The following is a 19,825-nucleotide window of genomic DNA, read 5'->3' as shown; positions in this document are numbered from 1 at the left end:
CGCCGGAATCGAACACGTGTTCTACTGGTCGGGCCGGCCCCGGAGGGGGAAGCTCCGCGGGCCGGCACCCAGGCAGAACGTGTCCGTCGATCGATCCCCAGGAGGCAGTGTGGCGGTCAAGATCACCCACCTCGCCAGTGGTCAGCAGGTCCGCTTCGCGAACGCGGACGGTGCTCGCCGCTATGCCGAAATCATGGGCGGCGGGGTGGACAAATGGCGGTTCACGGTCGTTCCCGGGGACAGCGGGGCACCCGGCATGCCTGCGGCGGTCGTGAACGTGCCGGTGTGGCGGACCGTCGCCCGGTGACGTCCGCCCGATGCCCGTCGTGCGACACCCGGTGCTTGCCGCACGACGGGCGACAGGGCATCCGCGACCGATGGAGATCGCCGGAGAACCCGTTTGCCCGTTGACACCACGGTGATCGGCCCGGCGCGCAACCGCCGTGCCGATCACCGGAACAACGTCACCTGCTGTTTGTTGCTTACCGGCCACGCGTTGTGCTCCACTGTCGATCACCCACTGCTGTAAGTCCCGCTTCAGCGGGACCGCCGCTTGTCAGCAGCGACCACCTCGGCACGGCCCTGCACCCGTGCCCGACGGACAGAAGGAGCGGCTCCTTTGCTTGCGCACCAGCGTGGAACACATCGGCGTGGAAAAATCCGGGTCACCGTCGCGTTGTCGGTCCTCGCGCTCGCGGTCGGGGCCGGTGCGGCCCACGCGGCGCCGGCGGCCACCCCGAAGGCCACGGCGTGGCCCGGCGGGTCGAAAGTGGCCATCGCCGACGACTCCGGGGTTTTCGGCAGCAACCTCAGCGGCGTGTCGTACGAATCGCCCACCGTGCTGTGGGCGGTGAAGAACGGCCCGAGCACCCTGTACCGGCTCGTCCAGGACGGCAAGAAGTGGCGGCCCGACACCGCCAACGGCTGGTCCGAGGGCAAGTCCATGCACTACTCCGACGGCAGCGGCGACCCGGACGCCGAAGGGGTCGTCTTCACCCCGGACGGGGTCTTCACCTCCACCGAGCGAGACAACGACGACGGCGACACGAGCAAGCCCGCCGTGCTCCGGTACGCGACTTCCGGATCGGGCAAGTCGCTGAACGCGACCGGGGAATGGGACCTCACCGCCGACCTGCCGTCGGTCGAGCCCAACAAGGGGCTCGAAGCCATCTCCTGGGTCCCGGACTCGGCGCTCACCGCGCACAAATTCCGGGACGAGCACACGAAAGCCGCCTACAACCCGGCGAGCTACCCGAATCACGGGACCGGCCTGTACTTCGTCGGGCTCGAGGCCAACGGGAAGGTCTACGCGTACGCGCTCGACCAGTCCGGCGGCAAGTACACGCGCGTCGCCACCATCGACAGCGGGTTCCCGGCGGTGATGGACCTCGAGTACGAGCCGTCGACCGGTCACCTGTGGGCCGAATGCGACAACACCTGCAAGGGCCGCACCACCACGCTCGACGTCAACTCCCAGGGCGCGTTCGCGGTCACCGCGCAGTACGACCGTCCGTCCGGGATGTCGAACTACAACAACGAGGGTTTCGCGATCTCGCCGACCTGCGCGAACGGCACCAAGCAGGTCGTGTGGTCCGACGACGACAACGACGACAACCACGCGCTCCGCACCGGAACGCTCGCCTGTAAGTAGTCCTTCGCAGACAGACAACTGCGGCGGCACCGGAAACCCGGCGCCGCCGCAGTGTCATGAGAACGTCAGTTCTTCAGCAGCCGGTCCAGCGCCCGGGGAACAGCCGCGGCCAGCAGGTCCAGTTCCGCCTCTTCGGCGACCAGCGGCGGCGACACCGCCATCCCCTTGCCGAGCGAGCGCACGATCACGCCCTCCTCGAGCAGGAACTTGTGCAGCCGCCCTGGCGCGCCCGGGTCCGCGGCCAGCAGGTCCGGCGCGAGTTCCACCGCGGCCAGGAATCCCAGCCCGGCGCGGACTTCCGCCACCGCCGGATGCCCGACCGCGCCGGAAAGCGCGTCCGCGAGCGGCTTCTCCAGCGCCTTGCCGCGCGGGATGATGTCGTCGCGCTCGTAGATGTCGAGCGTCGCGTTCGCCGCGGCGCAGGCGACCGGGTGCCCGGCGTACGTCGCGCCGTGGCGCAGGATCGGCGCGCCCGGGCGGCCAGTGAAGAACGGCTCCGCGACGTGCGGCGCGACCAGCAGCACGCCCAGCGGGATCGTCCCGCTCGTCACTCCCTTCGCCGTGGTCACCAGGTCCGGCTGCACCGACCAGCGGTCGATGCCGTACCAGGTGCCGAGCCTGCCCCACGCGCAGATCACGCAGTCCGCGACGAACAGCACCTCGTGTTTGCGGCAGATCGCCGCCACTTCCTCGATGTAGCCGTCCGGCGGCAGCAGCACGCCGCCCGCGCCGATGACCGGTTCGCAGAAGAACGCGGCGACCCGCTCCGGTCCGACGCGGAGGATTTCCCCTTCCAGTGCCGCCGCGTTGTCATACGGCACCTGGGAGAAATCCGCGGCAGGCGGGCCCCAGCCCTCCGCGTTCACCGGGATCCCGGCCGCGGCGGTGCCGAATCCGTGAGTGCCGTGGTAGCCCTGGGTCCGGCTGATGACGTGGGTCTTGTCCGGGCGTCCCGTGTGGACGAAGTAGGACCGCGCGATCTTCACCGCGGTGTCCACCATGTCGCCGCCGCCCGAGCCGAGGAACACCTTCGACCCCGGCACCGGAGCCAGCTCGGACAGCCGCGAAGCCAGCTTCAGCGCCGGTTCGTTCGCGACGCCGCCGAACAGGTTGTACGCGTCGAGCTTCTCCAGCTGCTCGGTCACCGCGCGGGTGATCTCGGGACGGCCGTGGCCGAGGTTCGAGTACCACAGCGACGCGGAGGCGTCGAAGTAACGACGGCCCGCGTCGTCCCAGACATAGGACCCCTCGCCGCGGGTCACCACGAACCGGTTTCCGTCGACCGCGCCCATGTCCGCGAACGGGTGCCACAGCGGGTTCGGCTGCTGGTCCGGCATTGCTCCTCCTCGGGGGTCGGCTCAACCGGCCGGTGCCGCGGGGAGCGGCGACCGGCCGCCGCCGCCCTTTCTACCCGCCCGGCCGGGGATCGGCGAACCGCGACCCCTCGACGCGCGCCATCGCGGAATTCCGCGGTCCGGAGTCCCGATGGCTCCGATGGCGCTGTCCCCGGCCGGGCAGACTAGGCGCCGGCCGCCGCGCCGGACGACGCCATGCCAGCTCGCCCTTGTACAGCTCGGCGGCACGGACCAGATCGGCGTAGGCCTCGACGTGGATCCGGTTGATCGCGTCGTGCGCGTCCCGGGCGGCCGCGTCGAGCCACGCGCAGTAGTCGCTTCGGGTCTGGGTCCGCATCGCGCGCCCCCGCTCAGACGTTTTCGACGGTGGTTGCCTGTGCGTTCGCGGGCGCGGAACTGAGCGACGCGCCCTTCCGGTCCTTGACGAAGAAGCTGGTGACCAGGCCGATCAGGGTCATCGCGGCGAGGTAGCCGCCGACCGCGTAGACCGTGCCGGTGCTGGTCTGCAGTGTTTCGGCGATGGTCGGCGCGAACGCCCCGCCGAGCACCGCGCCGATCGCGTACGAGATCGCCGCGCCGCTGTAGCGGACGGTCGTCGGGTACATCTCCGCGTACAGCGCGGACTGCGGGCCGTAGGTGAGCCCGAGCCCGACCGAGAACAGGAACAGCGCCACCAGAAGCAGTCCGACGTTGGCCGTGTTGAGCAGCGCGAAGAACGGGAACATCCACACCAGCTGGATGACGAACCCGATCTGGTAGGTGCGGACGCGGCCGATCCGGTCCGCGAGCCAGCCGCCGAGCAGCGTGCTCACCAGCCAGGCGACCGCGGACAGCATCACCGCGATCAGCACCGTCGAACGGCCGAGGTGCAGGGTCTTCGTCGCGTACGACTGCACGTATCCGCCGGTGGTCATGTATCCGACGGCGTTGTTGGCCGCGAACAGCAGCGCACCCGCGATGACCAGCTTCCAGTGGTGCCGGAACAACTGCACCAGCGGCATGCTCGACCGCGCCTTCTTCTCGCGGACCTCCTCGAACACCGGGCTTTCCGCGACCCGCGACCGGATCATCAGGCCGGCGACGATCAGCACGACGCTCAGCAGGAACGGGATCCGCCAGCCCCACGCCAGGAACTGCTCCGGCGAGGTCAGCGCGGTGACCAGCGCGAGGACGCCGTTGGCCAGCAGCAAGCCGATCGGCACGCCGATCTGCGGGAACGCGCCGTACAGCCCGCGCCGCTGCGCGGGCGCGTGTTCGACCGCGAGCAGTGCCGCGCCGCCCCATTCGCCGCCCGCGGAAAGCCCCTGCACGATGCGCAGCAGCACCAGGATGATCGGTGCCCACACCCCGATCGACGCGGTGTTCGGCACCAGGCCGATCAGCACCGTCGAGATCCCCATCAGCAGCAGGGTGAGGATCAGCATCGCGCGCCTGCCGAGCCGGTCGCCGAGATGTCCGGCGATGATCGCGCCGACCGGGCGGAAGAAGAAGCTGATGCCGACCGTCGCGAACGACACGATCAGCGCGTCCTTGCCGAGCACCGCGAAATACTGCGTCGCGAACACCAATCCGGCGCAGATCGCGTAGATGAAGAAGTCGAACCATTCGATAGTCGTGCCGACCATCGCCGCCAGTACGACCCGGCGGTGCTCTCTGCTGATCCCGGACGTGCGCGTCATCGCGCCTCCCCTGCTGCTGACGGTGCTTCAGGCCGCGTCAGATCGTATATAATTAGTCACGATCCTCACAAGCCTCAATCAGGTAACTGAGCAGGCCTTTTGTCTACATTGGTCGGAACTGGCCGCGTACCTGCGGATTCCGGCCAGCGGCCGCAGCGGGCAGATGGTATATTATTTAGCACGGCGAACGGACCGGTTACGGTTGCCTGGACACCCCGCCCCGGCGGGTTGCGAAGGGGAGGCGAGGGATGTCCACAACGCACGAACAGGCGGGGCTCAGCAAGAGCCAGCACACGTACCAAGTGCTGAAGTCCCGGATCACCGCGGGCGAATACCCGGCAGGGCACCGGCTCGTCCTGGGTTCGCTGGCCAAGGAATTCGACGTGAGCACGGTCCCGGTGCGGGAAGCGGTGCGGCTGCTGCAAGCCGAGGGACTGGTGCACTTCGAGCGCAACGTCGGCGCGACCGTCGCGGCGATCGACCCGGTCGGCTACGAGCACACGATGCAGATGCTCGCGATCGTGGAAAGCGCGGCGACCGCGCTCGCCGCGCCGCATTTGACGGCCGACGACCTCGCCGAGGCTGGCGAGCTCAACGACCGGATGCGCGCCGGTCTCGACCAGCTCGAACCGGTCGAATTCACCCGGCTCAACCACGAGTTCCACGAGGTGCTCTACACCCGCTGCCCCAATCCGAGCCTGGTCGACCTGGTCAAGAAGGGCTGGGCCCAGCTCGCCACGATCCGCGATTCGACCTTCTCGTTCGTGCCCGCCCGCGCGCTCGCCTCGGTCGCCGAACACGACCAGTTGCTGGACCTGATCCGCTCCGGTTCCGGAGCCGAATGGATCGAGCACTGCGCGCGGGCACACCGGTCAGCGACGCTGGACGCGTTCCTCAGCTGGGAGGCGGACGCGCACCACAGCTGACCTCACGCGGTCATGCGCGCGAGGATCGTCGCGAAATCCTGCTGTGGCACGGGAAACAGGCCGCGGCGAAACGGCAAACCCCAATGCGCGGGGTCGGTGACAAACGACAACTGACCGACCAGCGGCTTCGCGTCCACTCGCTGGCAAGCGTGGAAGGAAGCCGCGAGCCGCCACGGCTGGAAGTCGTCGCTGACGTAGGCCTGGTACGGTTTTTCGCCGGTGATGGTGGCCCACGCGGTGAACTGCCGGACGGGCGAGCCGCCCTGCAAACTCGTACGCGGCGAGTAGAAAATCATCTCGTCGCCGGGACGCGGCCGGCGAAGCCGTTTGCCCGCACCGTGATCAGCCTGGGTGAAGCCGCCCTCGATGGCGGCTTCCACGTGGTCCAGGCTCACGGTGTTGATCCAGAATCGCTGGCCAGAAGGGCTCACTTTGCGGTCAGCCCTTCGACGAGGCCAGTCGTCGGCCTGCCGAGGAGCCGGGACAGATCGTCGCCGACCCGCGCGAAAACCCCGGCGGCGATGGTTTCGTCGAGACTGACCAGGAAACTCACCAGTTCCTCGTCCATTCCCGTTTTGCCGAGCAGCGCCCGCAATTCCTCGGGAGCGACCGGCCGATAGGCGACTTCCCGCTCCAGCACAACCGACATCGCTTCGGCAATGTCGGCGTAGGTGAAGTCCGTGTCGCCGGAAAGGCTGTACGTGACGTTGTCGTGCCCATCGGTGGCGACCACGACGGCCAGCGCCTCGGCCAGGTCTTTCCGGCTCGCCGCCGCGACAACAGCGTCACCGGTCGCCGCGGCGAGAACTCCGGTGAAGCGGGGGCCGGCCAGCGACTGGACATAGTTCTCGATGTACCAGGTGTTCCGCAGGATCGTGTACGGCACGCCGGAAGCGGCAAGGGCCTTCTCGGTCGCCCGGTGGTCGGCGTTGATCTCGAACCGGTCGTCGTCGGCGCGGACTCCGCTGGTGTAGTAGACGTGCCGGGCGTTCTTCGCGGCTTCGATGACCGATTCGTGCTGGGCAAGGCGATTCTCGTCGCGTCCGGAGATCAGCACGATGTCCGAATGCCGCCTGACCAGCTCCGCGACGCCAGCCGCGTCCGACAGGTCGACGGTCGCGGCACGGAACCCGGCGGACGCGAGTTCCGCGAGGCGCGCCGGGTTCCGCCCGGCCGCGGTGATCGTCTCGGGACTCATGCCCCGCACGGCCAGCGCGTCCAGGACGTGCTGGCCGAGTGCCCCGGTAGCCCCGAAAACGAGGGTGCTCGCCTCAGCCACGGTCGTGGAGGGTGACGTGGTAGCCGTCGGGGTCGGCGAAGGTGAACGTGCGGCCGAAGGGACCGTCGATCGGCGCGGAGACGATCCGGTGCCCGTCGGCGACGAGCGCGTCGTGAACGGCCTGGACGTCGGTGGCGAGCAGCCAGATCGCGGCGCCGATGCCGGGCTGGGCGACGGAGGCGAGATCGGTGCCGGGAACGACCTCGCGGAGGGCGAACGCGATCGGCTTCGTCTCGAAGACGACGGCGTGCGGCGGCCCGGCAGGCGAGCGGACGAGACCGAGGTAGCGCTCGTAGAACGCCTGGGAAGCATCCAGGTCACGCGCCTGGAGCGAGAGGAAATCGGGGCCGATGGCGGGCACGGTACTGCTCCTTCTCTTCGTGTCAGGTTCCTGACACGAGCCACTGTATGTCAGAATCCTGACATGAGTCAAGACGGTGGTGTCGACCTGGACAAGTCGTTGGGCTACCTGCTGAAAGAGACGTCGAGCGCGCTGCGGGCGGCCATGGAGGAGGTGCTGCGCCCGCTCGGGATGACGGTGACGCACTACTCGTGTCTCGAACTGCTGGCGCAGCGGCCCGGCCTGTCGAACTCCGAACTCGCGCGGGGGACGTTCGTGACCCGGCAGTCGATGAACGTGCTGCTCCAGGCCCTGGAGCGGGACGGCTACGTGACCAGGCCCGCGGAAGCGCCCGTCGGGAAGGCCCTCCCCACCCGGCTCACGCCGCGCGGACGGCGGAGCCTGGAGAAGGCGAGCGCCGCGGTCCGGGCCGTCGAGGTCAGGATGCTGTCCGGGCTGACCGAGGCCGAGCAGTCGGACGCGTTCCGGATCCTGCGAAGCATGGCCAGTTCGCTTCGGGACGGCGGATAGCTCAGCGCGGTTTCCGGTACCACCGCGGCGAAGTGTTCAGCGGCGGCTTGAGCTTCGCGCGCACTACCAGCACGTTCGGCTCGTCCGATTCGACGAATTCGCTCAGCAGACGGCGAAACGCCCGGCCGAAGCCGGACACCCGGTCCGCGTGCACGCCGAACGAACGGGCCAGTCCGACGAAATCCGGGCTGTCCCAGTCGACTCCGCGGTGCGGCAGGCCTTCCTGGTCCTGGTCGAAGCGCAGCATGCCGTAGCCGCCGTCGTCGACGACCACGACCGTCACCGGCAGCTGTTCCTCGGCGAGCGTCGCCAGATCCCCTACCGCGTAAAGGAAACCGCCGTCGCCGGTGACGCACAGGACGCGGCCGCCGCCCGCCGCCTCGGCCGCCGCGCCCGCGCCGAGCGACGCCGGGAAGCCGTAGCCGAGCGTGCCCCAGCCCATCGGGTACGCCAGCCGCCGCGGCGCGCGGACCCGGTGGAAGCCGCCGATCCAGTACCCGGCGACGCACATGTCCGCGACGATCGTCCCGTCGGCGGGGAGCACTTCCTCCAAAGTGGACAGAAAGTCGGCGGCCTGCGGTTCCTCGTCGCGGATGCGCCTGCGCACCCGGCGGCCGATGCCGGCCAGCCGCGCGGTGAGTTCGTCCAGGCCGGGCCGCGTTTCCGGGTGCAGGGATTCGACGACGCGGCGGGCGTCGCCGACCAGGGTGACGTCCGGCCGGTAGTTCTTGGCCGCGTCCCCGGCATCGACGTTGATCGCGATCAGCTTCGGCGGCGCGGGCATCTGCCAGTTCTGCGTCATCAGGCCGTCGAAGTCGGTGCCGATGCCGAGCACCACGTCGGCCTCGTCCCACAGCTGCCCGACCTCCGGCGCGTGCACCGGATTCGGGGCCAGACAAGGATGTTCGGGCGGAAGCAGACCGCGGGCGCCGAAGGTGGTGAGCACCGGCGCGGCCAGCCTTTCGGCGAGATGCCCGATCGCTTCCCCAGCCTCGGAGCGCAATGCGCCGCCGCCCGCCCAGATCAGCGGACGGCGCGCGGACGCCAGCAGCTCGGACGCGCGAGGCAGATCGGGCAGGTCGAGCACGCGTTCGGCGGGCGGCGCGGGCGGTTCGCGCGGCGGCGTGGTCTCGCGGAGGAAATCGGTCGGAATACCCAAATACACCGGGCCGCTTTGCGGCATCAGCGCGAGCCGGGCGGCACGGTGCAACGTCGCGGCGATCTGGTCCGCGCGGTGCACCGTGAACCCGGCCTTCGTCACCGGTGCGAACATCGCCTGCTGGTCCGAGGTTTCGTGCAGCACACCGCGCACGACACCCGGACGGCGCAGCGTCGACGGAATGTCGGTGGCGATCACGAGCACCGGGGCCGCGGATGCCATCGCTTCGCCGACCGCACCGAGCGTGTTCGCCGCTCCGGGGCCGGTGGTCACGAGCGCGACGCCGAGTTTTCCCGTCCTGCGCGCATAACCGTCGGCGGCATACCCCGCGGTCTGTTCGTGCCGGACGTTGACGAGCCGGATCCCGGTGTCCGCCAACGCCTCCCACAGCGGCAGATTGTGGACTCCCGGCAGGCCGAACACCACCTCGGTCCCGAGAGCCGTGAGCGCGTCCCCCAGCTGCTGAGCTCCAGTCCGTCCTGCCACGCCAGCGATGGTATCCGCCTCGCGTAAGCAGCTGCAGACACGTCACCGGACAGGGTTTGTCATCGCCGCGCGGCCCGGTTGTCCCCCACCTGGCCGCGAGATCTGAGGCACCGCCTTTTTCGTGCGTACACTCCGGGTGCCGGGGACGCCGAGGTACCCGGCGCGGCGGAAAGGGGTGGCGCGATGCCGTTGATGCCGGTGACCGACTCGATGTTCCTGATGGTCGAGACCCGCGAGCACCCGATGCACGTCGGCGGGCTCCAGCTGTTCCGCAAACCCGACGGCGCGGGCGAGGACTATCTGCGCGATCTCCGCCGGTCCCTGCTCGAATCGGACAACATGCGCGGCGTGTTCCGGATGCGGCCGAGCCGTCCGGTGAACACCGTCGGGCACGTGCGCTGGTCGCGCGACACCGATCTGGAGCTCGACTACCACTTCCGGCATTCCGCGCTGCCGCAGCCGGGCCGGATCCGCGAACTGCTCGAACTCACCTCGCGCTGGCACAGCACGCTGCTCGACCGGCACCGGCCGCTGTGGGAAACGCACCTCATCGAAGGACTGCGCGACGGCCGGTTCGCGGTGTATTCGAAGATCCACCACGCGCTGATGGACGGCGTTTCGGCGCTGCGGCATCTGCAGGGCACGCTGTCCGACGACCCCTACGACCTGGACTGCCCGCCGCCGTGGGGTTCGCGCGAGAAGCCAGCCGCGCACCACAACGGCAAGGCCTCGGCGTCGCCGTTCGCGCTGGTGGGCAAGACGCTCGAACAGGTCGCGGGGATCGCGCCGGCCGCGGCGAAGGTGGCGCGCGAGGCGTTCCGCGAGCACCGGCTCACGCTGCCGATGCAGGCGCCGAAGACGATGCTGAACGTGCCGATCGGCGGCGCGCGCCGGTTCGCCGCGCAGTCCTGGCCGCTCGACCGGGTGCGCGAGGTCGCCACCGCCGCGGGCGTGTCCCGCAACGACGTCGTGCTCGCGATGTGCTCCGGCGCGCTGCGCGACTACCTGATCGAACAGAGCGCGCTGCCGGACGCGCCGCTGGTCGCGATGGTCCCGGTGTCCCTGCGCCGCCGCGACTCCGGGGACGCGACCGGCAACAACATCGGCGCGCTGCTGTGCAACCTGGCCACCGACCTGACCGACCCGGCGCAGCGGCTGGCCGCGATCTCGGAGTCGATGTCGAACGGCAAGAAGCTGTTCTCGCAGCTCTCGCCGCTGCAGACGCTGCTGCTGTCCGGGATCAACGTGGCCCAGCTTGGCGCGTCGCCGATCCCCGGCGTCGTCGGCAACACGCGGCCGCCGTTCAACCTGGTGATCTCGAACGTGCCCGGCCCGCGCAAGCAGATGTACTGGAACGGCGCGGCGCTCGACGGCATCTACCCGGCGTCGGTGCTGCTCGACGGGCAAGCCCTGAACATCACGCTGACCAGCAACGGGGACAATCTCGACTTCGGCGTCACCGGATGCAGGCGCAGCGTCCCGCACCTGCAGCGGATCCTGACGCATCTCGACACGGCGCTTGCCGAGCTGGAGTTCGCGACCCGGGGGTAGCCGGGTCAGTCGATGCCTTCCGGGCTGGCCCCGCCGACGGGCACGGCTGGAGCGACGATCCGGTCGATCTCAGCGAGGTGAGCTGAAGGCCGGTCGCGCTCTTCTCGATGCTGGCCGGGCGGCGGGCGCCGACGAGGGCGACGTCGGCCTTCGCCAGCGTCCACGCGATCACCAGCCGGCTCACGGCCGCGCCTCGCTCCGCGGCGAACGCGGCGAGCCGGTCGACGATCTTCAGGTTGTGCCGCAAGGACTCTCCTCGGAAAGCGGACGCCCGCGACCGCCAGTCCGCCGGATCGAAGACCGTCTCGGCGGTCAGCGATCCGGTGAGCAGACCGCTGCCGAGCGCGCTGAAGGCGAGCACGCCGAGGTTGCGGGCGCGGGCGTACGGGAGCGGATCGGCTTCCGCGCCGCGGCGGAAGAGGTGGTAGGAGCACCGGTACGGTTTCCACTGCCTCGTTCACCGCGCTGAGCTGCACGGAGTCGTAGTTCGAGACTCCGGCGTGGCGGATCTTGCCCGCGTTCACGAGCTCCTGCAGCGTTCCGGCGACCTCGGCCGCCGGCGTCCGCGGATCGGGCCAATGGATCTGTTAGAGGTCGAGATGGTCGACGCCGAGCGCGCGCAGGCTGTCGTCCACCCCTTGTGTGAGCCATTCTCGACGCGAATCGCGGATGCGCGTGGAACCGGGATGAGTCCCGCCCCTTGTCGCGATGACGACGCTGTCGCGCCGGTGGTCCAACTCGCTGCACAACGCCTTGCCCAGGAGAGTTTCGGCGGTGCCGTAGGCGCGGGCGGTGTCGAAGAGGGTGATGCCGAGTTCGTGCGCTCTCCGGATCGCCGCGATCGCGGTGTCCTCGTCGAAGCTGCCCCACTGCCCGCCGAACCCGCCGGTGCCGAAGGCGATCCGGGAAACTTCGAGGCCGCTGCGGCCAAGAGTCGTCGTCCGCATGCGTCGAGCACAGCACCGCCGCCTGGCCGCGGCGAGTGCTCTCAGCTGCTGATTATTCGGTTGACAACCGCGGGAGGCTCGGCCGGTGAGCCTCCTGGAGCCGTTGCGGCACCGCAGTTTCCGTGCCCTCGCCGTCGGGCGGACGCTCGGCACCTTCGGCAATTCGGTCGCTCCGGTCGCGCTCGCGTTCGCGGTGCTCGACCGCACCGGGTCGGCGGTGGATCTCGGGCTGGTCGTCGGGGCCCGGTCGCTGGCGAATGTCCTGCTGCTGCTTTTCGGCGGGGTCCTCGCGGACCGGCTGCCGCGCGCGGTGATCCTCCAGGGCACCGAGATCGCGGCCGGGCTCAGCCAGGCGCTCATCGCCGCGAGTGTCCTTTGTGGATTCTCCTCGATCCCGTTCCTCGTCGCGCTGGGCGTGGTCAACGGGGCGGTCTCGGCGATGTCGCTGCCCGCCGCGGGGGCGATCACTCCGCAGACCGTGCCGAGGGAACTGCTCGCGCCGTCGAACGCGCTGCTGCGGTTGCTGATCAACGGCGGCCGCATCGCCGGGGCCGGAGTCGCCGGGGTCGCGGTGGCGGCGACCGGATCCGGCTGGGCGCTGGCGCTGAACGCGCTGCTGTTCTTCGCCGCCGCGCTCGCCTATCACGCGGTCCGGTTGCCGCGGACCGAACGGGCATCGGGCAGCAGGCCGATCGCCGACCTGATCGACGGGTGGCACGAGTTCCGGTCCCGCACCTGGGTGTGGGCGGTGGTCGCGCAGTTCGGCGTCGTCAACGCCGCCGGGTTCGGCGCGCTCTCGGTCATCGGGCCAGTCGTCGCGGACGAGACCTTCGGACGGTCCGGCTGGGGCCTGGTGCTGGCGGTGCAGACCGCGGGCGCGTTCCTCGGCGGGATCGTCGCCGCGCATTGGCAGCCGCGGCACGCCCTGTTCATCGGGGTGGCCCTGGTGACGATGGACGCGCTGCCGGTGCTGACGCTCGGCTGGTGGCCGTCGCTCGTCCCGCTGCTGATCGCGATGCTGGCGGCCGGACTCGCGATGGAGCAGTTCAGCGTCGCGTGGGACGTTTCGCTGCAGGAACACATCCCGCCCGACCGGCTCGCCCGCGTGTACTCCTACGACATGGTGGGTTCGCTCGCCGCGATGCCGCTCGGGCAGATCGCGGCGGGACCCCTCGTGCAGCACTTCGGCCGCGAGCCGGTGCTCGTCGCGTGCGGGGTGCTGGTCCTCGTTTCGACCGGGCTCGCCCTGTGCAGCCGCGAGATCCGGCAGCTCACGAACCGGCCGTCGGCACCGGCCGCACCGACAGGAAGTTGACCGCGCTCGCGCTGAACACCAGCTCGTCGTCGCCGTTGAACAGTTCCATCCGGGTGCGCACGAGGCCGCGATCGGGCTTCGACTTCGACAGCCGCGCCTCGGTGACGGTCGCCCGCATCCGCAGCCGGTCCCCCGGCCGCACCGGGCGCGGCCAGCGCAGCTCGTCGACGCCGGGGCTGCCGAGGCTCGCTACCGACGACAGGTAGTGGTCGGCGAACATCCGCATCATCAGGCTCGACGTGTGCCAGCCGCTCGCGATCAGCCCGCCGAACGGGCCCTCCTTCGCCGCCACCGGGTCGACGTGGAAGCTCTGCGGGTCGTACTTCCCGGCGAACTCGATGATCTCCGCCTCGGTGACGGTCGTGTCGCCGAACTCGTACACCGATCCCTCGGGGTAGTCCTCGAACCAGCGGTCGTCGATGGGCGCGGTGAACTCGGTCATACGCGACAGCCTGCCACAGCCAGCCGCCCCGGAAACGTGCCGAGAGTCTCCCGGGCGAACGTCACGGAGCGGCCCAGGGCCGGACCTCCTCCAGCAGCTTCGCCACCGCCAGCACCAGGTCGTCCGAATGCCGCGGGCCGACGATCTGCAGGCCGACCGGGAGGCCCGATTCGGTGCGTCCGGCCGGGACGCTGATCGCGGGCTGCTGCGTCATGTTGAACGGGTAGGTGAACGGCGTCCACTCCGGCCATTCGGTCATCCCGCTGCCCGGCGGCACGTCATGGCCTGCCTCGAACGGCGGGATCGGGACGGTCGGCGTGAGCAGCACGTCGTAGCGGGTGTGGAACTCGCCCATCAGGATGCCGAGCGCGGCGCGTTCCGCGGTGGCGTCGAGATAATCGCCCGCCGAATAGGTGCGGCCCTGTTCCCACACGCGGCGCAGGCCCGGATCGATCCGCGACTCGCTGCCCGGCGGGAACGCTTCGAGCGACTTCGCCGCGCCTGCCGACCACAGCACGTCGAAGGCGTCCTTCGGATCGGCGAATCCGGGGTCGGCCTGCTCCACCTGCAGTCCGGCGTCGGCGAGGGACTGCACCGCCGACTGGACGATCGCCGCGACTTCCGGGTCCACGTCGGCGAAACCGAGCGCCGGCGAGTACGCGGCGATCAGCCCGCGCACGTCGCGCCGCACGGCCTCGCGGTACGCGCTGATCGGCGGCGCGAGCCCGGTCGGGTCGCGGTGGTCCGGGAGCGCGAGGACGTCCAGCAGCAACGCCGTGTCGTCCACGCTGCGCGCCATCGGCCCGGCGTGCGCGAGCGGGCCGAACGGGCTCGCCGGGAACAGCGGGACCCGGCCGTGGGTCGGCTTCATGCCGACGATTCCGCAGAACGACGCGGGAATCCGGATCGAGCCGCCGCCGTCGGTGCCGACGGACAGCTCGCCCATCGCCGCCGCGACCGCGGCCGCGCTGCCGCCGCTGGACCCGCCCGCCGTCATCCGCGGGTTCACCGGATTGCGCGTGATGCCCGCGAGCGCGCTGTCGGTGACGCCCTTCCACGCGATCTCCGGCGTGGTCGTCTTGCCCAGCACGACCAGGCCCGCCTCGCGCATCCGCGCCATCACCGGGCTGTCGACCTCCCACGGCTGGTCGGCCGGGATGCTCGTGGAACCGCGCAGCGTCGGCCAGCCCTGGGTGAGGAAGATGTCCTTGATCGACGCCGGGACACCGTCGAGCGCGCCGATCGGATTCCCGTCGCGCCAGCGCGCCTCGGCCGCTTTCGCCTGTTCGAGCGCGCGTTCGGCGTCGACGAGGCAGTAGGCATTGACCTCGCCGTCGCGGTCCTCGATGTTCTGCAGGGCGCTCTTCGTCGCCTCGACCGGCGACAGTTCCCCGGTGGCGTAGGCGGCGACGAGTTCGCTGGCGGTCAATTCCCGGTCGCCCATCCGGCGCCTCCCTGCGATTCGGACGGCACGTAGCCGAGCCGTTTGTCCACGACGTTCCACAGCGGTTCCCCGGCGAGCCAGCGCCGGAAGTTCCCCGCGAACACCTCGACCAGCGTCCGCCGCCAGCCGATGAAATCGCCCGACATGTGCGGGGACAGCAGGACGTCCGGCATGGTCCACAGTGGACTCTCGGCGGGCAGCGGCTCGGTTTCGAAGACGTCGAGCGCGGCGCCGGCGAGTTCCCCCGCCTGCAGCGCCGCGATCAGATCGGAGGTGACCACCAGTTCGCCGCGGCCCACGTTGACGAACCGCGCGGACGGTTTCATCGCGGCGAACGCGGCGGCGTCGAACATGCCCTTGGTCTGGTCGGTGAGCGGCGCGACCGCGACGACGTAGTCGAACTCGGGCAGATACCGCGTCAGCGCGGCGGATTCGTGCACGACGCCGAAGTCCGGGTCCCCGACCCTTGCCCGCCGTCCCGCCCCGGACACACGCATCCCGGCCGCGCGCAGCATCCGCGCGATGGCCCTGCCGATCGGGCCGGTGCCCACCACCAGCACCTCCCGCCCGGCGATCCGCTCGGTCTCGCGGTGCTTCCACGTGCCGGCGCGCTGCAGGTCGAGCGAGCGCGCGAAGTCCTTGGCGAACGACAGCACGACGCCGAGCACGTACTCGGCGATGGCGTCGTCGAACACCCCGCGCGAGTTCGTGAGCACGACGTCGCTCTCGCGCAGCCCCGGGAACAGGACCGGGTCGACGCCGGCGCTCGCGATGTGCAGCCACTTCAACCGGTCCGCGGCATGCCAGGCGCCGGGGACGGCTCCGGACAGGAAATCGTAGACGAAGAGCGCGTCGGCACCGGCCAGCGCATCGGCGAGGCCGCGCTCATCGGTGTAACGAACTACCGCCGCGTCTTCGATAGCGGCCATGTCCGGTGGATGGTCTGCCCCGCAGAGCACTGCCAGTACGGGGTTTTCCGGGGCGATCACGATTGACACGGTAAAAGTGGCTCGTATGATTGTCAACAATCCGAGGACCACCCCCGGAGCACCGGACGGGCATCGGCACAGCGTATTCCGGAGGCTGAACCTTGGATCTGGACTTCCTCGCGTTCGAGGGCCCGCTCGCCCAGCGCGGCATCGGCGTGATCGCGCCGTTCGACCTCGCGCTCGAGCGCGAACTGTGGCGCTGGGTGCCGATGGAGGTGTCGCTGCATCTCGCCCGCACCCCCTACGAACCGGTTCCGGTGAGCATGGAGATGGCACAGCTGGTGAGCGACAGCAGGCACCTCGCCACGGCCACGCGCGACGTGCTGCACGTGGAGCCGGAGGTGGTCGCGTACCTGTGCACCTCGGGCAGCTTCGTGAACGGCATCGACTACGAACGCTCCCTCACCAAGGCGATCTGCGACGCGGGCGCGCCGGACGCGGTCACCACCTCCGGAGCCCTCGTCGAGGTGCTGCACCAGCTCGACCTGCACCGGGTCTCGGTGCTCACGCCCTACGACGCCGACCTCACCGGCAAACTCCACGATTTCCTCGGAGAGGTCGGCGTGACCACGGTGTCGAGCGACCATCTCGGACTGGGCGGCGGCATCTGGAAGGTCAGCTACCGCACCATCGCCGAGCGCATCCTGGCCGCGGACCACCGCGACGCCGAGGCGATCTTCGTCAGCTGCACCAACCTCCCCACGTTCGATCTGATCGAACCGCTGGAAAAGGCGCTCGGCAAACCCGTGCTGACCGCCAACCAGCTGACGATGTGGGCCTGCCTGCGCCGGATGCAGCTGCCCATCGTGGGACCCGGCCAGTGGCTGCGGGAGGTGTCTTGACCCGTCCCGCTAATATTGTCGACAATTTGCGCATCCCGGAGGTTTCGTGACCACGATCGGCTTCATCTACCCCGACCACGCGGCCGAGGACGACTACCCGCTCGCGGAACAGCTTCTCGGCGGCTCCGACGGCGACATCAGCCTGCCGGTCGCGCACATCTACGGCACCGACCTGCACGCCGTGCCGGAACTGCTCGACCTCGGCAGCGAAGCCCGCCTCGCCGAAGGCGCCCGGCTGCTCGCGAAACACCAGCCGGAAGCGGTGGTGTGGGCGTGCACGTCCGGCAGCTTCGTGTACGGCTGGGACGGCGCGCGCACCCAGGTCGACCAGCTCGCCGCGGTCGCCGGGGTCCCGGCTTCGAGCACGTCGTTCGCCTTCGTGCACGCGGCGAAAGCCCTTGGCGTGCAACGAGTCGCGGTGGCCGCGAGCTACCCCGACGACGTCGCGCGGCTGTTCGTGGACTTCCTCGCCGCGGGCGGCGTCGAGGTGGTCTCGATGTCGAGCGCCGACATCGACACCGCCGCCGAGGTAGGCCAGCTCGCCCCCGAGGCCGTGGTGGACCTCGCGGTAAGCCACGACCATCCCGACGCCGACGCGGTTCTGGTGCCCGACACCGCGATGCGCACGCTCGGCGAGATCACCGACATCGAAGCGAAGCTCGGCAAGCCGGTGCTGACCGCCAACCAGGTGACCGTGTGGGAAGGCCTGCGCCTGACCGGGTCGACCCGGCTGGTGCGCTCGCTGGGCGCGTTGTTCCGGACGAGGGGCTGACCCGTGGTCGCACTCCCTGACATAGAACCGGTCAGCCGCGAATCGACCGCCGCCGTGATCGCGCGCCAGTTGCGCGACGCGATCATGACCGGCGCGCTGCCGCCGGGCACCCAGCTCGGCGAAACCGACCTCGCCGCCCGCTTCCAGGTCTCGCGCGGCCCGCTGCGCGAGGCGATGCAGCACCTCGTGTCCGAGGGTTTGCTGCGCAGCGAACGCCACCGCGGCCTGTTCGTGATCGACCTCGAACCGGCGGATGTCTTCGACATCTACCTCGCCCGCTCGGCGGTCGAACGGGCCGCCCTGCTGTGCGCGTTCCGCGGAGACCGCGAGGCGGTGGCGACGACGCTCGAACAGAACGTGGCCGACATGGCTGCCGCGGCGGACGATCCGGCCGCGTTGTCGGAGGCCGATCTGCGGTTCCACGAAGCGCTGATCAATGCGTCCGGCAGCAAACGCCTGGTGCGCATGGCCCGGACGCTGCTGATCGAGACGCGGATGTGCCTGACGCTGCTGCAGAGCACGTATCAGGGCGTGGAGGACCGGCTGGAGGAGCACACAAGGATCATTGAAGCCCTTCGGTCGGGTGACGAGGAAACGGCGCTGCACTTGCTGGACGCGCACATGGAGGACGCGATCAGCCGGTTGCTTCCGGGGCGGAGTTTGAAGGACGGAGTCGCGGCCGGGGAGTGAGGCAGGCGGGATTTTCGGGCGGCTGCCGCTTGACCCTCGCACCGCACAGAGCGCACCGCCGGAAATCACGCCGCACTGCCCGAGTACCGCATGGGCATCCGCAATCCGCGCTTGGCCTGGGGCGGCTCGGGTGTCTCCGCACCCGGCTTGGATCCTTATCCCCGTGGTATCGAACCGCGCGATGGCCCGTTCCTCATGGGCGAACCGGTGCACCGCCACGAAACCGAAAGTGCCGCAAGCCAACGCGAGCAGCAGCAGCGGAACGGCTGAGTTCTCGTCGAGGTCTCGATAGCTCAAGGCCGGGCCCCCACCGCTCCGCGATGGCGAACAGCAGGTGCGCCTCAGAGCACTTCGAGCGTGATCCAGTACCGCCGCACCGGCCCGTGGCCAGTCTGGCGGACCTCCTCCAGCACGCCGCCCGCGCGTTCGATCGTCCTGGCGGACGCCAGGTTCTCGGCCGCGCACACCAAGAGCACGCGAGGCAACTCCAGACGCCGGGCCTCGGGCAGCATCTGTCGCAACGCCCAGGAAGCGAGACCCCGGCCGCGCGCCGAGGGGCGGATGCCGAAGCCTAGGTGTCCGGCCCATTCGACATATTCGGCCGGCCCAGTGCGCAGAGCGATTCCGCCGAGTACCTGTCCGTCCTCGACCAGCCAGCGGCAGACGGCGTGGGCTCCCGGCAAGGAAGCGACCCAGGCGGCGAAGCCAGCCGGAGAATCGACCTGGTCCGACGCGGACAGGCCGAACCCGTCCTCGTGCAAGCCCGGTCCCCATTCGCGATGCGCTGCCAGCCACGGGCGGTGCAGGCGGACAGTGGGGGCCAGAAGTTCGGGCATGCTTCGACCTTACCGGCCACCAGCGAAGAAAACCCTGGCACAGCAGGAAAAACTCAGCCATGCCGCACCCCCAGCACGGGCTGCCCGCCGCGGCCGGAGTTGTATTGCGGAGACCACGGGAACCAGCCCGCGGAGTCGGCGTAGACCAGCTGCCTGGCTTCGATTCCCGTGCCATAGCAGCACACCGCGATGTCCAGGTGCGCCGCGGGATCGCTGAGCTGGACGATTTCCAGCCGGGGCAACCGGGGCAGCAGCCACTGTTCCCCGGGCACCGGCGGACCGGTGTGCAGCGACTCTTCGGCCGCGGCGCTGAGCAGCCGCACCGCCTGGTGCGGCAGCAATCCGGTGACGACCAGCTCGGGCAGGCCCTGCACGGTCAGGCCCGCGGTGTACGCCCAGGGCGGCCGGGAACCCGTTCCCAGCACGCCCTGGACGCACCAGCCGTTCTCCCTGATCTCGTCGAGCACCTCGATCAGGTACTGCTCCTCCGGTCTTCCCGGTTCCTCGCACCTCTGGCACATCGGCGCCTCCTCCCCTCGGGGACCCGTCGGCGGGTCAGGGAAGAGTCAACCGCGCGGCACCGACGAAAAA

The 19,825-nt window shown here is 69.9% G+C and carries 21 protein-coding genes and 2 pseudogenes; 9 read left to right on the top strand and 14 right to left on the bottom strand.

Annotation, left to right across the window (positions count from 1 at the left end; all coding sequences use genetic code 11):
* The first annotated feature begins 109 nt into the window (after positions 1–109).
* Both H4281_RS07585 and H4281_RS07580 read left to right on the top strand, forming a co-directional pair.
* A complete protein-coding gene (locus H4281_RS07585; protein ID WP_182890106.1) occupies positions 110–307 on the top strand; it encodes a hypothetical protein in 198 nt (65 codons plus the stop codon).
* Between the two features lie 369 nt (positions 308–676).
* Complete coding sequence (locus H4281_RS07580) at positions 677–1,651, top strand: esterase-like activity of phytase family protein (protein ID WP_246411452.1); 975 nt, start codon at positions 677–679, stop codon at positions 1,649–1,651.
* Positions 1,652–1,716: 65 nt separating this feature from the next.
* Here the strand turns inward: H4281_RS07580 and H4281_RS07575 are convergent, their stop codons facing one another.
* From H4281_RS07575 to H4281_RS07565, 3 genes are all read right to left on the bottom strand, one after another.
* Positions 1,717–2,988, bottom strand: coding sequence for an aminotransferase family protein (locus H4281_RS07575; protein ID WP_182890104.1), 1,272 nt, complete (start codon positions 2,986–2,988; stop codon positions 1,717–1,719).
* 70 nt (positions 2,989–3,058) lie between these two features.
* On the bottom strand, positions 3,059–3,343 hold the full coding sequence (locus H4281_RS07570; protein WP_182890103.1) for a hypothetical protein: 285 nt from the start codon (positions 3,341–3,343) through the stop codon (positions 3,059–3,061).
* 13 nt (positions 3,344–3,356) lie between these two features.
* Positions 3,357–4,685, bottom strand: a complete 1,329-nt coding sequence (locus tag H4281_RS07565; protein WP_182890102.1) for an MFS transporter — start codon at positions 4,683–4,685, stop codon at positions 3,357–3,359.
* A gap of 248 nt (positions 4,686–4,933) precedes the next feature.
* On the opposite strand from H4281_RS07565, the gene H4281_RS07560 reads away from it, so the two are divergent.
* Positions 4,934–5,611 (top strand): GntR family transcriptional regulator, encoded by a 678-nt coding sequence (locus H4281_RS07560; RefSeq protein ID WP_182890101.1) that lies wholly within the window; start codon positions 4,934–4,936, stop codon positions 5,609–5,611.
* Between the two features lie 2 nt (positions 5,612–5,613).
* Here H4281_RS07560 and H4281_RS07555 read toward each other — a convergent pair whose 3' ends face one another.
* The 3 genes from H4281_RS07555 to H4281_RS07545 are packed head-to-tail and all read right to left on the bottom strand — an operon-like array spanning position 5,614 to position 7,251.
* Positions 5,614–6,006, bottom strand: a complete 393-nt coding sequence (locus tag H4281_RS07555; protein WP_312872075.1) for an EVE domain-containing protein — start codon at positions 6,004–6,006, stop codon at positions 5,614–5,616.
* 32 nt (positions 6,007–6,038) lie between these two features.
* The gene (locus tag H4281_RS07550) at positions 6,039–6,890 is read right to left on the bottom strand and encodes an NAD(P)H-binding protein (RefSeq protein WP_182890099.1); all 852 of its coding nucleotides are present in this window, start codon (positions 6,888–6,890) and stop codon (positions 6,039–6,041) included.
* Positions 6,883–7,251, bottom strand: coding sequence for a VOC family protein (locus H4281_RS07545; RefSeq protein ID WP_182890098.1), 369 nt, complete (start codon positions 7,249–7,251; stop codon positions 6,883–6,885). Before H4281_RS07545 ends, H4281_RS07550 begins: the two co-directional genes overlap by 8 nt.
* A 63-nt stretch (positions 7,252–7,314) precedes the next feature.
* Here H4281_RS07545 and H4281_RS07540 point away from each other — a divergent pair, with 63 nt between their 5' ends.
* Positions 7,315–7,761 carry a MarR family winged helix-turn-helix transcriptional regulator gene (locus H4281_RS07540; RefSeq protein ID WP_182890097.1) on the top strand — a complete coding sequence of 149 codons (447 nt, stop codon included), beginning with the start codon at positions 7,315–7,317 and terminating at the stop codon, positions 7,759–7,761.
* A 1-nt stretch (position 7,762) separates the two neighbouring features.
* Here the strand turns inward: H4281_RS07540 and H4281_RS07535 are convergent, their stop codons facing one another.
* A complete protein-coding gene (locus tag H4281_RS07535) occupies positions 7,763–9,406 on the bottom strand; it encodes a thiamine pyrophosphate-binding protein (RefSeq protein WP_182890096.1) in 1,644 nt (547 codons plus the stop codon).
* A gap of 183 nt (positions 9,407–9,589) precedes the next feature.
* Between H4281_RS07535 and H4281_RS07530 the strand changes: the two genes are divergently transcribed.
* Entirely contained in the window at positions 9,590–10,957 is a 1,368-nt protein-coding gene (locus tag H4281_RS07530; protein WP_182890095.1) for a WS/DGAT/MGAT family O-acyltransferase, read from the top strand.
* Here the strand turns inward: H4281_RS07530 and H4281_RS46535 are convergent.
* Both H4281_RS46535 and H4281_RS46530 read right to left on the bottom strand, forming a co-directional pair.
* Positions 10,863–11,330, bottom strand: a pseudogene (locus H4281_RS46535) (aldo/keto reductase); the annotation flags it as partial. The gene H4281_RS07530 and the pseudogene H4281_RS46535 overlap by 95 nt on opposite strands.
* An 88-nt stretch (positions 11,331–11,418) precedes the next feature.
* A pseudogene (locus H4281_RS46530) lies at positions 11,419–11,904 on the bottom strand (aldo/keto reductase); the annotation flags it as partial.
* An 85-nt stretch (positions 11,905–11,989) separates the two neighbouring features.
* Here H4281_RS46530 and H4281_RS07520 point away from each other — a divergent pair.
* The gene (locus tag H4281_RS07520; protein WP_182890094.1) at positions 11,990–13,219 is read left to right on the top strand and encodes an MFS transporter; all 1,230 of its coding nucleotides are present in this window, start codon (positions 11,990–11,992) and stop codon (positions 13,217–13,219) included.
* On the opposite strand, the gene H4281_RS07515 is transcribed toward H4281_RS07520, so the two are convergent.
* From H4281_RS07515 to H4281_RS07505, 3 genes are all read right to left on the bottom strand, one after another.
* Positions 13,176–13,661, bottom strand: coding sequence for a MaoC family dehydratase (locus H4281_RS07515; protein ID WP_182890093.1), 486 nt, complete (start codon positions 13,659–13,661; stop codon positions 13,176–13,178). The genes H4281_RS07520 and H4281_RS07515 overlap by 44 nt on opposite strands.
* 61 nt (positions 13,662–13,722) lie before the next feature.
* Positions 13,723–15,105, bottom strand: coding sequence for an amidase (locus tag H4281_RS07510; RefSeq protein ID WP_182890092.1), 1,383 nt, complete (start codon positions 15,103–15,105; stop codon positions 13,723–13,725).
* Positions 15,087–16,034, bottom strand: coding sequence for a D-2-hydroxyacid dehydrogenase (locus tag H4281_RS07505; protein WP_220506781.1), 948 nt, complete (start codon positions 16,032–16,034; stop codon positions 15,087–15,089). The genes H4281_RS07510 and H4281_RS07505 overlap by 19 nt, the downstream gene beginning before the upstream one ends.
* 161 nt (positions 16,035–16,195) lie before the next feature.
* Here H4281_RS07505 and H4281_RS07500 point away from each other — a divergent pair, with 161 nt between their 5' ends.
* The 3 genes from H4281_RS07500 to H4281_RS07490 are packed head-to-tail and all read left to right on the top strand — an operon-like array spanning position 16,196 to position 18,398.
* Positions 16,196–16,936 (top strand): maleate cis-trans isomerase family protein, encoded by a 741-nt coding sequence (locus H4281_RS07500; RefSeq protein ID WP_182890090.1) that lies wholly within the window; start codon positions 16,196–16,198, stop codon positions 16,934–16,936.
* Positions 16,937–16,982: 46 nt separating this feature from the next.
* Entirely contained in the window at positions 16,983–17,708 is a 726-nt protein-coding gene (locus H4281_RS07495; RefSeq protein WP_182890089.1) for a maleate cis-trans isomerase family protein, read from the top strand.
* A gap of 3 nt (positions 17,709–17,711) precedes the next feature.
* Entirely contained in the window at positions 17,712–18,398 is a 687-nt protein-coding gene (locus tag H4281_RS07490; RefSeq protein ID WP_182890088.1) for a GntR family transcriptional regulator, read from the top strand.
* Between the two features lie 341 nt (positions 18,399–18,739).
* On the opposite strand, the gene H4281_RS07485 is transcribed toward H4281_RS07490, so the two are convergent.
* Together H4281_RS07485 and H4281_RS07480 are read right to left on the bottom strand one after the other, a co-directional pair.
* Positions 18,740–19,234, bottom strand: a complete 495-nt coding sequence (locus H4281_RS07485; protein WP_182890087.1) for a GNAT family N-acetyltransferase — start codon at positions 19,232–19,234, stop codon at positions 18,740–18,742.
* A 53-nt stretch (positions 19,235–19,287) separates the two neighbouring features.
* Positions 19,288–19,755, bottom strand: a complete 468-nt coding sequence (locus H4281_RS07480) for a DUF4262 domain-containing protein (protein ID WP_182890086.1) — start codon at positions 19,753–19,755, stop codon at positions 19,288–19,290.
* Positions 19,756–19,825: the final 70 nt, after the last annotated feature.

Origin of the sequence: Amycolatopsis dendrobii (assembly GCF_014145675.1) — a bacterium.
Classification (GTDB): domain Bacteria; phylum Actinomycetota; class Actinomycetes; order Mycobacteriales; family Pseudonocardiaceae; genus Amycolatopsis; species Amycolatopsis dendrobii.
The sequence above is the reverse complement of the archived record's forward strand: the minus strand, read 5'-3'. Positions and strand labels throughout refer to the sequence as shown.

Bases quoted from the DNA above. Each gene is read 5' to 3' on its own strand.
- H4281_RS07515 (WP_182890093.1), bottom strand. From the start codon at position 13,661: ATGACCGAGTTCACCGCGCCCATCGACGACCGCTGGTTCGAGGACTAC.
- H4281_RS07565 (WP_182890102.1), bottom strand. From the start codon at position 4,685: ATGACGCGCACGTCCGGGATCAGCAGAGAGCACCGCCGGGTCGTACTG.
- H4281_RS07530 (WP_182890095.1), top strand. From the start codon at position 9,590: ATGCCGTTGATGCCGGTGACCGACTCGATGTTCCTGATGGTCGAGACC.
- H4281_RS07505 (WP_220506781.1), bottom strand. From the start codon at position 16,034: ATGGCCGCTATCGAAGACGCGGCGGTAGTTCGTTACACCGATGAGCGC.
- H4281_RS07570 (WP_182890103.1), bottom strand. From the start codon at position 3,343: ATGCGGACCCAGACCCGAAGCGACTACTGCGCGTGGCTCGACGCGGCC.
- H4281_RS07510 (WP_182890092.1), bottom strand. From the start codon at position 15,105: ATGGGCGACCGGGAATTGACCGCCAGCGAACTCGTCGCCGCCTACGCC.
- H4281_RS07480 (WP_182890086.1), bottom strand. From the start codon at position 19,755: ATGTGCCAGAGGTGCGAGGAACCGGGAAGACCGGAGGAGCAGTACCTG.
- H4281_RS07485 (WP_182890087.1), bottom strand. From the start codon at position 19,234: ATGCCCGAACTTCTGGCCCCCACTGTCCGCCTGCACCGCCCGTGGCTG.
- H4281_RS07560 (WP_182890101.1), top strand. From the start codon at position 4,934: ATGTCCACAACGCACGAACAGGCGGGGCTCAGCAAGAGCCAGCACACG.
- H4281_RS07540 (WP_182890097.1), top strand. From the start codon at position 7,315: ATGAGTCAAGACGGTGGTGTCGACCTGGACAAGTCGTTGGGCTACCTG.
- H4281_RS07575 (WP_182890104.1), bottom strand. From the start codon at position 2,988: ATGCCGGACCAGCAGCCGAACCCGCTGTGGCACCCGTTCGCGGACATG.